This window comes from Pseudodonghicola sp. (assembly GCF_048268305.1).
Taxonomy (GTDB): domain Bacteria; phylum Pseudomonadota; class Alphaproteobacteria; order Rhodobacterales; family Rhodobacteraceae; genus Pseudodonghicola.
Map to the genome: position 1 here is coordinate 340,280 of NZ_JBLWVT010000002.1, position 13,379 is coordinate 353,658.

9 protein-coding genes are annotated in these 13,379 nt (G+C 64.8%); 6 read left to right on the top strand and 3 right to left on the bottom strand.

What is annotated here, in order from left to right:
- Positions 1–17 precede the first annotated feature (17 nt).
- Positions 18–2,660, bottom strand: a complete 2,643-nt coding sequence (locus tag ACN0V4_RS04750; protein WP_417673527.1) for a hypothetical protein — start codon at positions 2,658–2,660, stop codon at positions 18–20.
- Positions 2,661–2,872: 212 nt separating this feature from the next.
- Here ACN0V4_RS04750 and ACN0V4_RS04755 point away from each other — a divergent pair, with 212 nt between their 5' ends.
- On the top strand, positions 2,873–3,574 hold the full coding sequence (locus tag ACN0V4_RS04755) for an SIMPL domain-containing protein (protein WP_417673529.1): 702 nt from the start codon (positions 2,873–2,875) through the stop codon (positions 3,572–3,574).
- A gap of 107 nt (positions 3,575–3,681) precedes the next feature.
- Here ACN0V4_RS04755 and ACN0V4_RS04760 read toward each other — a convergent pair whose 3' ends face one another.
- Positions 3,682–4,974 (bottom strand): O-acetylhomoserine aminocarboxypropyltransferase/cysteine synthase family protein, encoded by a 1,293-nt coding sequence (locus tag ACN0V4_RS04760; protein WP_417673531.1) that lies wholly within the window; start codon positions 4,972–4,974, stop codon positions 3,682–3,684.
- A gap of 178 nt (positions 4,975–5,152) precedes the next feature.
- Here ACN0V4_RS04760 and ACN0V4_RS04765 point away from each other — a divergent pair, with 178 nt between their 5' ends.
- Together ACN0V4_RS04765 and ACN0V4_RS04770 are read left to right on the top strand one after the other, a co-directional pair.
- Positions 5,153–5,782, top strand: a complete 630-nt coding sequence (locus tag ACN0V4_RS04765; protein ID WP_417673533.1) for a hypothetical protein — start codon at positions 5,153–5,155, stop codon at positions 5,780–5,782.
- Between the two features lie 349 nt (positions 5,783–6,131).
- Positions 6,132–7,742 (top strand): AAA family ATPase, encoded by a 1,611-nt coding sequence (locus ACN0V4_RS04770; RefSeq protein WP_417673535.1) that lies wholly within the window; start codon positions 6,132–6,134, stop codon positions 7,740–7,742.
- 344 nt (positions 7,743–8,086) lie between these two features.
- On the opposite strand, the gene ACN0V4_RS04775 is transcribed toward ACN0V4_RS04770, so the two are convergent.
- Positions 8,087–9,076, bottom strand: a complete 990-nt coding sequence (locus ACN0V4_RS04775; protein ID WP_417673537.1) for a hypothetical protein — start codon at positions 9,074–9,076, stop codon at positions 8,087–8,089.
- A 281-nt stretch (positions 9,077–9,357) separates the two neighbouring features.
- On the opposite strand from ACN0V4_RS04775, the gene ACN0V4_RS04780 reads away from it, so the two are divergent.
- From ACN0V4_RS04780 to preA, 3 genes are read left to right on the top strand one after another with little or no spacing between them, the layout of a single operon-like run.
- Positions 9,358–10,695 carry an NAD(P)-dependent oxidoreductase gene (locus ACN0V4_RS04780; RefSeq protein ID WP_417673539.1) on the top strand — a complete coding sequence of 446 codons (1,338 nt, stop codon included), beginning with the start codon at positions 9,358–9,360 and terminating at the stop codon, positions 10,693–10,695.
- A 55-nt stretch (positions 10,696–10,750) separates the two neighbouring features.
- A complete protein-coding gene (locus ACN0V4_RS04785; protein WP_417673541.1) occupies positions 10,751–11,977 on the top strand; it encodes a glycosyltransferase in 1,227 nt (408 codons plus the stop codon).
- The gene (preA, locus tag ACN0V4_RS04790; RefSeq protein ID WP_417673543.1) at positions 11,978–13,282 is read left to right on the top strand and encodes an NAD-dependent dihydropyrimidine dehydrogenase subunit PreA; all 1,305 of its coding nucleotides are present in this window, start codon (positions 11,978–11,980) and stop codon (positions 13,280–13,282) included.
- Positions 13,283–13,379 lie beyond the last annotated feature (97 nt).

Genomic DNA, 13,379 nt, shown 5'->3' on the forward strand with positions numbered 1-13,379 from the left:
TCATGCCCGAGGTCGGTTCAGCCCTTGGGAAGCTTGAGGGTCAGGCTGCGGCCGCCCTTGGAGTAGCGCAATTCACTTTCGCCGATGGCGATCACCTTGCCGCCCTCGATGCTGTCGCCGACCTTGACCTTCTTGTAGCGCCCGTTCGGCAGGCGGATCAGCGCCCGGCGGTTCGAGGCGCTGCCATAGACGCCGATCAGATTGAGATTGCGCAGGTTGATTGCCCTGTTGACGGTGGCTTCGCGCGCCACCGAGGCCGAGGAGGGCAGCGAGGGAGCGACCGTGGTCGGCTCCGGCTCGTCGATCTCCTGATCCGGGGTCGCGGCCGGTGCCGGTGCAACTTCCTGGCTGGGAATGCCGATCGAGGCGCTGGCCGAGCTGCGGGTCTCGGTCGGCAGAGTGGCCGGCAGATTGGCCGGGCGCGCCTTCGGCACCGGGGCGGTGGCGACGGCGCGGGCGGTGGCGCTGCTGACGTCGTTGTCGGGGGCGATGGCCGCTGCCGCTGCCGCTGCAGCGGCAGCGGTGACGGTCGCGGCGCGGGCGGCAGCCTCTTCGACGCTTTTCGGACGCAGGCGTGCACGGACCCGGCCCAATTCGTTGCGGCTGCGACCGCCGAGCTGGGCGCGTTCGGTCTGTTCGATCAGATCGGTGGGGCGCGGGCGCGGGCGGTGTCCGGTCAGATGGCTGCGCAGCGCGTCGGTTTCGGCGGCGGTCTCCGCTTCGGCGGTGAGCCGGACCGGCAGGGCCGGCGGCACCGCCGGCGGACGGCCAAGGGTGACAATCACCCCATCGGGGTTTTCATTGCCCTCGGGCGTCGCCTCGACCAGCCCGCGCGCATCCAGTTTGAAGCGCCGCCCGGCGGCGGCGGGAGAGGTGACGACGTTCGGCGCCCCGTCGGTCTCCAGACTGGTGCTGGGCGGCAGGGCGACGGCATCTTGTGACAGGTCGGCGGGGTCGATCGAGGCGACATAGAGATCGTCGTCTCCCTCGACGGCAGGCGGGGCGAGGGCTTCGGGCGCGTTGGGCCAGATCCCGGTGGCGGCATAGAGGGTTTCTGCATCAGCCTCGGCCGTCGTCTCGGGCTGCGCCATTTCCGGTTCGGGTTCGGGCTCCAGCTCCGGGTCGGCTTCCGCCTCGGCGGTCATCTCGGTGGCGCCGGCCTCGTCCTGGCGCAGCGCGTCGAGCACGGCACTGTCGGTTGCGGTCAGTTCGGGGAGCTCGGGGGTGTCGTCCACGCCCGTCAGCGAGGGAAGCAGGCCGCCGATCTCGGGTGTCAGCCCAGGAGCGGCGCCGGTGGCGGGCTCGGTCGCCTCGGCGGGCACGGCGGCGCTCGATGGGGCGGCGCTGTCCGTGCCCTCGATATCGGTCGGGCTGGTGGCGGTCGGTGTCTGCTGGGTGCGGCGCAGGCTGCCGCCGTCCGAGAAGAAGGTTGCCCAGGCGGCGACGGCGGCCAGGGCCAGCAGCAGAAGCAGGGTCAGGATCAGCCCGAGAAAGCGCGGCTTGCCAGTGCCGCGCGGCGCCTTGCGATCGACCAGACCCTTTGACGCTTCGATCTTGTCCGGGGTGGCGGCGGTGGAGGCGGCGGCGCTGCGGTTGAGCAGTGCGCCGGCAGTGACCTGTGGTTTCGACGCCACCGGCCGCGGTGCCGCAGCTATCTTGCGGGCATTCGGGCCAGCGGCGATCACGCTCGCGGTGGCGCTGGCGGGAGGAGGGGGCACCGGTTTGGCGACGGCCGTCGCCTCGGCGCGGCGCACGCCGGCCAGGGGCGGCGGGGTCTCGGCACCGCCCTCGACCTTGCCCCGACGGCTGGCAAAGCCGACGGGCGCGGGCGCGGCGACGGGCGCCTTCGTCTTGACCGGGGCCGCAACCGCTGGCGTCTCGGGCTGGGGCGCCTCGGGCGGCATATCGTTCTCGGCCGCTTCCTCAGGCTGCGTCTCAGGCATCTCCGCGAGCGCTGCAGGGGTCTCCTCCGCTGTGGCGGTGGGCAGCTCGGGCGCGGCGGGCTCGGGGTCCTGAGGCTCGGGTTCCTCAGACGCTGGTTCCAGAGGCGCCGGTTCTGTGGGCTCGGGGTCGGACAGCTCCGCTTCGGCAGGCTCCAGCGTGGTAGGTTCCGTTTCGGGCAGAGGGGCGGTGCCGGTGATCACCACGGCGATGCCGTCGGGCTCGACCTCGCGCGAACCGGCGTGTTTGGTGGCGCCGAAGAAGGGTTCGCCCAGAAACGACTGATCGCCGGGGATCGCCACGACGCTGACCGGGTCAAAGCCGTGGTCGGCGGCGAAGGTCTCGGCCTCGGCCAGGGTCTCGCGCGCGACGGCGGCGATATGGGTGACCGTGCCTTCGACCGAGATATCGAAGGCCAGATCGTCGACCGCATAGGGGGTGGCACCTTCGAGGGCCTGGCGGACTTGGCGCAGACGCTCCTCATCCTCGGCCTGGCCGGTCTCAAGCTGCATGTAGCGGATCTGATCATTGGGGATGATCAATTTGCAGCTCAGCCCCTCGGGGTCGATCCTGAGCGCACGGGCGCGCAGATCAGCCAGCGCGACGGCCAGGTCGGGCACGTCGAGCGGCACTTCGCCAACCAGATTCCAGCCGCCGGCAGCACGGTGCAGCAGGGCGATCCCCTCAAAGGACAATGAGAGCGCAAAACTTGGTTTCATGCTGCCGCCGATTTCCCTAACCTTTGTCCCCGCGGCGGAATTCCCGGGCTGCGGGGCATACCCGGGCAGACCTTAAAGCAGGAGATTGCTGAGGAAAAGGAAAACAGCGGGGGCGATCTGGGCGGTATCTTGCCGACCCCCGTCGCCGTCGCCTCTTGCCGAGTGGCCTGCCTTGCCTCCATCTAGCTGCTACGGATCAAGGAGGATTGCCCGTGACACAGAAACTGATTGCAACCGCAGCCCTGCTGGCCGCCTTGATCGGTGCGCCGGCCTGGGCCCAGGAGGCGCCGCGCCAGATCAGCGTGACCGGCGAGGGCGTGGTCGAGGCCGAACCCGATATGGCAACCATCACCCTCGGGGTGACACATGAAGCCGAGGAGGCCGCCGCCGCGATGCAGGCGACGTCCGAGGGCGTGGCGGCGATTCTGGCGCGGCTCGGCGACATGGGGATCGCGCCGCGCGATCTGCAGACCCGGCAGTTGTCGTTGAACCCGGTCTGGTCTCAGGAGAAGGGCGATGCCGAGGGGCGGCAATACATCTCGGGCTTCGTGGCGTCGAACACGATTCTGGTGCGGGTGCGTGACCTGTCGGCGCTGGGTGGCATCCTGGATGCGGTGATCGCGGACGGTGCCAATGATTTCAGTGGCTTGCAGTTCGGAGTTCAAGAGCCGAAGCCGCTGGAGGATGCCGCGCGGAAGGCCGCTGTGGCCGAGGCGATGGCGCGGGCGAAACTGCTGGCCGATGCGGCCGGGGTGACCCTGGGGCCGGTGGTCTCGATCAATGACAACGGCGGCGGCCGGATGATGCCGATGGCGGAAATGTCGATGCGGATGGCAGCGGCGAAGATGCCGGTGGCGGCGGGCGAGGTTTCGGTCAACGCCTCGGTCTCGATGGTGTTCTCCATCGGCGAGTGAAGGGGCGTTCCCCTCAGGCCGGTTGACCGACATCCCGGAAACGGAAAACGCCCCGGCAGATTTGCCGGGGCGTTTCCATGTCGGCGGGGCGGATCGCTCGGAAAGGCTCAGGCGGTGGCCTTGCTCAGCGCCTGGTCGAGATCGGCGATCAGGTCGTCGGCATCCTCGATCCCGATCGACACCCGCACCACATTGGGGCCGGCGCCGGCGGCCTGCTGCTGTTCCGGCGTGAGCTGGCGGTGGGTGGTCGAGGCCGAGTGGATCACCAGGCTGCGGGTATCGCCCAGGTTGGCGACATGGCTGAACAGCTCCAGCGCGCCGACGAATTTCACGCAGGCCTCATAGCCCCCCTTCAGCGCCACGGTGAACAGCCCGCCGGTGCCCCTGGGATAAAGCCGCTCGGCCCGGTCGTGATAGGGGGAGGTCGGCAGGCCGGCATAGGTCACGTAGTCGACCCGCGGGTCGGCCTCCAGCCATTCGGCGATCTTCTGGGCGTTCTCGCAATGGCGCTGCATGCGCAGGCTCAGCGTCTCGATCCCCATCAGCGTGTAATGCGCCGCCTGCGGGTTCAGCGTCATGCCCAGATCACGCAGGCCGATGGCGATGCCGTGGAAGGTGAAGGCCAGCGCGCCGAAGGTTTCGTGGAACTTCAGCCCGTGATAGGCCGGCTCCGGTTGGCTGAGCGAGGGGAACTTGTCCGAGGCCGACCAGTCGAACTTGCCCGAATCAACCACGACGCCGCCCATCACCGTGCCGTTGCCGGTCAGGTATTTGGTCATCGAATGGACCACCAGCGTGGCGCCCATTTCGATCGGCCGGCAGAGATAGGGGGTGGCAGTGGTGTTGTCGATGATCAGCGGAATGCCGGCGGCATCGGCGATCTCGGCCAGCGCCGGAATGTCGGTGACATAGCCGCCCGGGTTGGCGATGGACTCGCCGAAAACTGCCCGGGTGTCGTCATCGATCGCGGCCTTGACGGCCTCGAGATCCTCGAAATCGACGAACTTGGCGTTCCAGCCGAAGCGTTTGATGGTCTGGCCGAACTGGGTCATCGTTCCGCCATAGAGCCGGGTCGAGGCGACAACGTTCCGCCCCGGGGCCATCAGCGGGAACAAAGCCATGATCTGCGCCGCGTGCCCGGAGGAGCAGCAGACCGCCCCGGCGCCGCCTTCGAGCGTGGCGACGCGTTCCTGCAGCACCGCGATGGTCGGGTTGGTCAGGCGCGAATAGATATAGCCCACCTCTTCGAGATTGAAGAGCGCGGCGGCGTGATCGGCGTCGCGGAACACATAGGCCGTGGTCTGATAGATCGGCGTCTGACGGGCGCCGGTGGCGGGGTCGGGACGGGCGCCGGCGTGGATCTGCAGCGTGTCAAATCCATAGCTGGGGGTGTCGGACATCGTGTGAACCTCCCTTTCTGGTTAGCGGTGTCGGGCAAAGGGTTAGGACATCGCCGGGGGCGTGACAACTGCGCTCTGCGCGGGGGGCCGGGCAGGGGTTTCAACATACTTGCGAAGTATGTTGACAGCGGAGGGGACTCAACATACATGGGAAGTATGTTTTCAACTGGGGTGCATCATGGCCGCCAAACTTGAAGTGAATTCCGAGACCGCCAAGACCAAGAAGCCGGCTGGAAAGGTCGGCAAGAAAGCCGCCGCCAAGCCGGAAGGCGAAAAGGCTACCCGCCGCAAGGACCGGATGGACCGTATCGACGCCGCCAACAAGATCACCGTCACCCTGCAGACCGATGTGCGCAAGGCGCTGGCCGCCCAGGCCAAGGCCGAGGGCATGGACATGGGCCATTTCATGCAGAAGCTGGCCGAGAACCACATCCTGTCTTCGGCCCCCGCCGGTGATCCGCTGGCCACCCAGATCGGTGCCCGCCGCGGCGTGGTCGATCACGTGATCGCCCTGGCGCAGAAGATGGAGGCCGAAGGCGCCTTTGACGAGAATTTCATCCTCAAGGTGATGAAGCGCGCCCATGCGGATGCGGAATTCGTCAAACTCTATGCTGCCGCCGTGGCGGAGCCGGACAAGCCCAAGGCCGCCGGCCGCGCCGGTGTGGCGCTGAATCAGCAGATCGGCCGCCTGATCAAACGCGCCGTCGGCGCCCGCAGCAAACGTGACGCGGCCGGCAAGATCCAGCGCGCCCAGGTGAAGGATGAGGTCATCACCTCCTACACCTTGCTGGATAAACCCGCCGCGTAAGCGGGGGGGGAGGCATCCCCGCCCCAGGACCCACGACCGATCGCGCCGGGAAACCGGCGCGATCTTTGTTTGGGGCGCAGCGGTTGGTTGGGGGCTGTCTGGCTGGAGGCGGTTTATGCTCTGACGACAGGAATAGGCGGGAAGCGAACCTTCTGTTCGAGTGCCGCAGGTCCCCAGCTGCTTGGCGCTTCAAGGAAAGGCCCCACACGGCGTCGCAGCATCACTAGACCTGCCGTTCAATGCGCCGGGAAGGGCGAAAAATCTCAGCCGTAGGAAGCTAAATAGAGGTTACCATTGGCGGCCATACACCTTATGTTCTGCTGACCTTTATTACACCACGAGTTATCCGATGCCGTTTAACCTGAACTTCCCTGCTCAAAACGCCGAGGTCTCGACGCTCCAACTCGAGCCCGGTCAAATGCTGTTCGTTCTTGGTGCGAACGGTACCGGCAAGTCAAGTTTGATGCACCGATTTGCGAGCCAGAATCGGGATGAGGTGAGGAAAATTTCGGCGCACCGCCAGACATGGATGAATACAGACGCGTTGGACATGACGCCCGCCAAAAAGGTCCAAACTGAGCAAAACATTAAGGCCACGGACCAGGCACAAGAAGCCCGTTACCGAGATCAGTACGCCGCACAGCGCGCGAGCATGACGATTTATGAACTGATAGACGCAGAGAATGTCCGCGCGCGTTCGATGCAAGCCGCCTACGACGCCGGAGATATGGACCGGCTAGCGGAAGCTGCCAAGGTGGAAGCGCCTATTGCAATCATTAACGAATTACTTAGGCAATCAAACATCCCGATTACAATTAGTATCCAGAAAAACGAGCGAGTGATGGCGAGTAAGGACGGCGGTCCCGGATATAGCGCGGCAGAGCTTTCAGACGGTGAACGCAATGCATTGCTTATCGCGGGTAACGTCTTGACCGCGCCACCTGGAACACTTCTGATTATCGACGAGCCGGAGCGACATCTGCACCGCTCAATTATCTCCCCGCTCCTGAGCCAACTCTTTGAACGACGATCCGACTGTGGCTTCGTTGTTTCAACCCACGACCATGATTTACCCTTGGAGGTTACGGGGGCGAGGACGCTGTTGCTGCGGTCTTGCAACTTCAACGGTCAAAACGTCCGAGGCTGGCAGGCAGACGAACTTCCCGCAGAGACATCGATTGACGACATCCTAAAACGCGACCTCCTCGGCGCGCGTCGGAAAATTCTGTTCGTTGAAGGAACCGAGAGCAGTTTGGACAAACCCCTGTACAGTCTGATCTTCCCTATGGTTTCTGTGATCCCCAAAGGCAATTGCCGCGATGTTGAGCAAGCTGTTGTTGGGAGCCGAGCGGGAGAAGGCTTCCACTGGCTGCGGGCGTTCGGAATCGCTGATGGCGATGGCTACTCTCCAGGTCAAATCGAAGCCAAGCGTCAAAAAGGTGTTTACGCACTTCCTTTTTATTCGGTCGAGGCGATCTATTTCCATCCGCATATCATCAGCCGGATCGCTGCGCGACAAGCGGACGTATCCGGTGACGATCCGCGCACAATAGCTGGCAGAGCGGTGAATGCCGGCGTTGCTGCTGTAGCTGATCACACTGACCGTCTAAGTCAGAAGGTTGCAAAGAAATCGGTCAGGAAGTTAATCTTGGACCAGCTACCAAATGATGATGATCTTTTGGATGGCCAAGCAATCACGATTGCCAACGACGCCCAAGCAATTCACGCGGCACGAAAGGTGGAGCTTGACGCTGCGGTGGCAGACAGCGACTGGGAGACGATACTCACCAACTGTCCAGTTCGGGAATCCTCGGCGCTGGCCAACATCTCAAGCGAACTCGGTTTCCGAAAGATCGAGGACTACGAGAAGGCGGTTCGCCGCCTATTGTCACAAGACGATGCTGCATTGGTGTTCGTACGAGGTCTCTTTGGTAATCTTTTTGATCAATTGGATAGTTGAAGTTTCATGGAAAGAGGGCTCGGGAAAAGGCGGCTAATCACAGATCACGTCATTTCGAGCCGTTCGCAGCCACGGTTGCAATAGGCTCAAGACGGATCTGTAGAGCAGCGAAATGGTGCAACGATTAGTTAAAGCTGAACGTCTGGTTCGGTCCCAACTGTGGTAGTGCTTCGCGACCGCAGAGAATGTCCGCAACCCGCCCTTCCCGCCGGCTCTTCTTGCCTTTCTGCCTCGCGCACCAAGGCTCGAGACGAGCTGAAAACACGCCCTCATACGTGGCCGCCCCCTCCGGAATGCTGGTATCGAAGCCACACCCCGGGCCAGATCGGTTTCCGCCAGTCTCCTCACCGCATCCAGAAGCCCTTCGCCTTGATCTTGTTGCGGATCGCCTGTTCCTTGCGGGGCAGGGCGGCGCGGTCGAACAGCGCCCGCACCTTGGCGCCGCGGCCCTGGTAGACCAGCCGCTTGATCGGTTCGTATTGCTTGAGCACCTTCTTCAGCTTGTTGGGCGCGGTCACCTCCTCCAGCACCTCGACCACCCGGTCGCTTTCGCGGGCGTAGAGCAGCGGGAACATCCGGTAATGGCAGCTCACCTCGCCATCGAGCATCCCGTCGGGCAGGGCGTCGCGGCCACCGCCGAAGGAATGGATCACCAGCGGCAGCGCCACCTGGTCCAGCCAGGGATCAAGGCTCTGGCCCGCCAGTTCGATTGGCGGGTCGTCGCGGATCGAGCGGGTAAAGGCGGCAAAGCGTTCGCCGAAGCGCCTGGGGCAGCGGTAGAAGAACCAACCCGCGTTAAAATAGAGGTAGCGTTCCCAATATTCGTCCGGCTGGCTCAGATCGAGGCTGCTGGCGAAATCCAGCCCGAAGCGGTCATAGAGCGATTTCCAGATCGCGCCATAGCCGGGACCATAGAGCGTGGGCTCGGGCCAGGTCCCTTCCCGCCGCAGCGAGGCGCCGGGATAATCGAAATCGAAGGGCACCCGCAGCAGGTCGCCGGTGATCAGCGTGTCGGTGTCGAAGAACACGAAGGGCTCGCCCTCGGGCAGGATCGACAGCGCCTCGATCTTGTTGCCCTGCGGATAGCTCTCGCCGAAAATCCGGCTCTCGAAGGGCACCACCTCGGCCCCGAGATCGGCGAGCGCGGTCAGAACCTCGGCGTTGCGGATCGTCGGATCGCCGGACCACAGCGGCCCGGGTTGCGGCACGGCGACGATCAGCCGTCCGGAAAACCCCGGGCTCATCGCCCGGAGCGAGGCGGCGAAGATCAGCGCCTCGTATTGCAGCCGGCCCGACTGGCCGATGATCAGAATATTGAAGCTTTGGCTCGACACTGGTTCTGCTGCCCTAGTTTTTGCCCTGGTTTTCGCCACTATAGGGGGGGCGATCCGCGCCCAAAAGCCCGCAATTGCGTCGCTGCCGACATCGGGGTCATCTTCGACACCGCCGCGATGGGGTGGCCTCCCAGTCAGAGGAGGCATTCGGCCGGGGATGCCTGTTTTGACGGCAGTCCGGCCGATGCGATGTATTTTCTTCTCCCTCAGCAAATTTTACCAATTGATAAAAAACGGCGCTGTGGCAGTCTGACCAAAAGATCAAAACAGGGAGACACCCAATGGCGAACGGCCATCAGGCATCCGGGGTCGCGGCGCATCGCCTGCCGCCCGAGGAGATTGCCGCCAATTTCACCGATCTGCATGCCCCCCTAGCCCCGCATGAGGCGGCGGTCGCGGCGGACCGCTGCTATTTCTGCTATGACGCGCCCTGCATGACGGCCTGTCCCACCAGCATCGACATCCCGATGTTCATCCGTGAAATCCAGACCGGCCACCCCGAGGCCGCGGCGCGCACCATCCTGAACCAGAACATCCTGGGCGGCATGTGCGCGCGGGTCTGCCCGACCGAGACGCTGTGTGAAGAGGCCTGCGTGCGCGAGACGGCGGAAGGCGCCCCGGTCGAGATCGGCCGGCTGCAGCGCTATGCCACCGACCGGCTGATGACCTCGGGCGTGCATCCCTTCACCCGCGCCGCCGCCACCGGCAAGACCGTGGCTGTCGTGGGGGCGGGGCCGGCGGGGCTCTCCTGTGCGCATCGTCTGGCGATGCTGGGCCATGACGTCACCCTGTTTGACGCCAAGCCGAAGGCGGGCGGGCTGAACGAATATGGCATTGCCACCTACAAGAGCACCGACGATTTCGCCGCGCGCGAGGTGGATTGGCTGCTCAAGATCGGCGGCATCACTGTCGAGACCGGCAAGGCGCTGGGGGCGGGGCTGACGCTCGACGCGCTCAAGGCCGATTATGACGCCGTCTTCCTCGGTATCGGCCTGGCCGGGGTGAATGCTCTGCGGCTGTCCGGAGAGGACATGGAAGGCGTGCGCGATGCGGTGGAATTCATTGCCGAGCTGCGCCAGGCGCAAGATCGCTCCGCCATCCCGGTGGGGCGCAACGTGGTCGTCATCGGCGGCGGCATGACGGCGGTGGATGCCGCCGTTCAGGCCAGGTTGCTGGGCGCTGAGACCGTCACCATCGCCTATCGCCGTGGGCAGGAGGCGATGCCGGCCAGCCGTTATGAGCAGGATCTTGCCGCCTCCAAAGGGGTCAGGCTGATGTTCAACGTGATGCCCAGGGCGCTGATCGGAGAGGCTGCGGTCGAGGGCGTGATGCTGGAATATACCGATGTGGTCGACGGCCGCGTCACCGGCACCGGCGAAACCCTGCCGCTGCATGCGGACCAGGTTTTCAAGGCGATCGGCCAGACGCTGCTGGGGGCGCCCGAGGGGCTGGAGATCGCCGGCGGCAAGATCGCCGTCACCGGCGCGGGGCGGACCAGCCTCGACGGGGTCTGGGCCGGGGGCGATTGCGCCAGCGGTGGTGAGGATCTGACCGTCACCGCCGTCGCCGAGGGCCGGGATGCTGCGATGGATATCCATGCCAGGCTGACGTCGTGCTAGGATAGGGGCGAGGACCTCGGTCCCCTGACCCATTCTAGAGCCTGGAGACAGCATCTTGGACACCCTTTTCCTCACGCTGGGAGCGCCCTTCTACCGTCATGACGGCCGCCTTTTCATCGAGGCGCAGACCGCCAGCGGTCTGAAGGCGTGGCATCAGCATTTCGACAGGCTGATCGCCTGTTCGATCTGCAAGACCGGCCTGCCGCCGAAGGGCTGGGTCGATGCGGAGCAAGAGGGGGTCGTCCTGCCCGAGTTCGAATTGATCGAACTGCCGGACGGCTATCGCCTGCCGGTGTTTCTGAAGACGCGCGGACAGGTGCGGCGGGTGTTGCTCGATGCGCTGCGGCGCGCCGACTATCGGTTGTTCGCCATCGGCGGCTGGATCGGCGACTGGGGCGTGGTGGGCGCGCGGTTGGCCAGCGAGAACGGGCTGTCGCATGGCATCTGGTTCGACCGGGTGGAATCCCAGGTCTTCGCCACGTCGCATGACGGCAGCCTCAAGGGGCGGCTGAAGGCGCGGGTCAAATCGGCGATCACCGCCCGGACCGAGCGGCAACTGCTGGAGCAGGCCGATCTGGCGCTGTTGCACGGCCAGACCGTCTTTGACCAATTCGCGCGGCGGACCCGGAATGCGCAGATTGTCGAGGACATCCATCTTGAGGCCTCGGACCGCATCCCTGCGGCGGAACTGGCCGGCAAGCTGGACAGCGCCGACCGGGACGAGTTGCGGATCTGCTATGTCGGGCGCGCCGACCGGATGAAGGGCGGGGTGCTTTGGGTCGAGGTGCTGGGGCGCCTCGCCGAGGCGGGCGATCGGTTCGAGGCGGAATGGGCCGGCGACGGGCCGCTGCTGGTGGAAATGCGCGACCTCGCCGGCCGGCTGGGTGTTGCGGATCGCATCCTGTTTCACGGGTTCGTCGCGGATCGGGAACGGGTGTTCGGCATCCTGCGGCGGGCGCATGTTCTGCTGTTCTGCCACATGACGGATGAATCGCCCCGCAACCTGATCGAGTCGCTGTTCGCGGCGACGCCGCTGATCGGGTTCCGGGACACTTATGCTCAGGGTCTTGTCGCCGAACAGGGCGCCGGACTGCTGGTCGAGCGCGGCGATGTCGCGGCGCTGGCCGAGGCCCTTTCCGGGCTGAATGCTGACCGCGCGAAACTGCGCGATCTGATCGAAAAGGCGGGCCGCTCCGGCCTGCACCTGACGCGAAGCCAGGTATTCGCGCATAGGGCTAAAATAGTCAGAGACAACCTGGGAACTCATAGGGAGGCCGCTTAAATGGCTGATTTGACGACTGATTTTCTGGGCATCAAAAGCCCGAACCCGTTCTGGCTGGCCTCGGCCCCGCCGACCGACAAGGAATATAACGTCCGCCGCGCCTATGAGGCCGGCTGGGGCGGCGTGGTCTGGAAGACGCTGGGTTCGGAAGGGCCGCCGGTGGTGAACGTCAACGGGCCGCGCTATGGCGCGATCTATGGTGCCGACCGCCGCCTGCTGGGTCTGAACAACATCGAACTGATCACCGACCGGCCGCTGCAGACCAACCTTGAGGAGATCACCCGGGTCAAGAAGGACTATCCCGACCGGGCGCTGATCGTCTCGATCATGGTGCCCTGCGACGAGGAGAGCTGGAAGGCGATCCTGCCGCTGGTCGAGGAAACCGGTGCCGACGGGATCGAGCTGAACTTCGGCTGCCCGCACGGCATGGCCGAACGCGGCATGGGCTCGGCCGTGGGGCAGGTGCCGGAATACATCCAGATGGTGACCGAGTGGTGCAAGAAATACTACTCCAAGCCGGTGATCGTGAAGCTGACGCCGAACATCACCGACATCCGGAAACCGGCGCGCGCCGCCTTCGCCGGCAATGCCGATGCGGTATCGCTGATCAATACCATCAACTCGATCACCTCGGTCGACCTCGACCTGATGGCGCCGCAGCCGACCATCGACGGCAAGGGCACCCACGGTGGCTATTGCGGCCCGGCGGTGAAGCCCATCGCCCTGAACATGGTGGCCGAGATCGCCCGCGATCCGCTGACCCACGGCAAGCCGATCAGCGCCATCGGCGGCGTGACCACCTGGCGCGATGCTGCCGAATTCATGGTGATGGGCGCCGGTAACGTGCAGGTCTGCACCGCCGCCATGACCTATGGCTTCCGCGTGGTGCAGGAGATGATCTCGGGTCTCAGCCAGTGGATGGACGAGAAGGGCTATACCGCCACCTCGGACTTCATCGGTCAGGCGGTGCCCAATGTCACCGACTGGCAGCATCTGAACCTGAACTATATCGCCAAGGCCAAGATCGACCAGGACGCCTGCATCAAATGCGGCCGCTGCTATGCCGCCTGCGAGGACACCAGCCATCAGGCGATCCTGATGAAGGACAACCGGGTGTTCGAGGTCAACGATGCCGAATGCGTCGCCTGCAACCTCTGCGTCGATGTCTGCCCGATCGAGGGCTGCATCAGCATGGAGCAGATGGCGCCTGGCACGGTCGATCCGCGCACCGGCAAGGTGGTGCCGGCGGAATACGCCAACTGGACCACGCATCCGAACAACCCCGCCGCCGTCGCGGCGGAATAGCCGGAATACCCTTTCTGAAAACGGGCGCGCGGGCAGGGGCTTGCGCGCCCGTTTTGCTGTTCGGTCGCGGGAGGAGGCCACCGGTTTCGCATGGGTG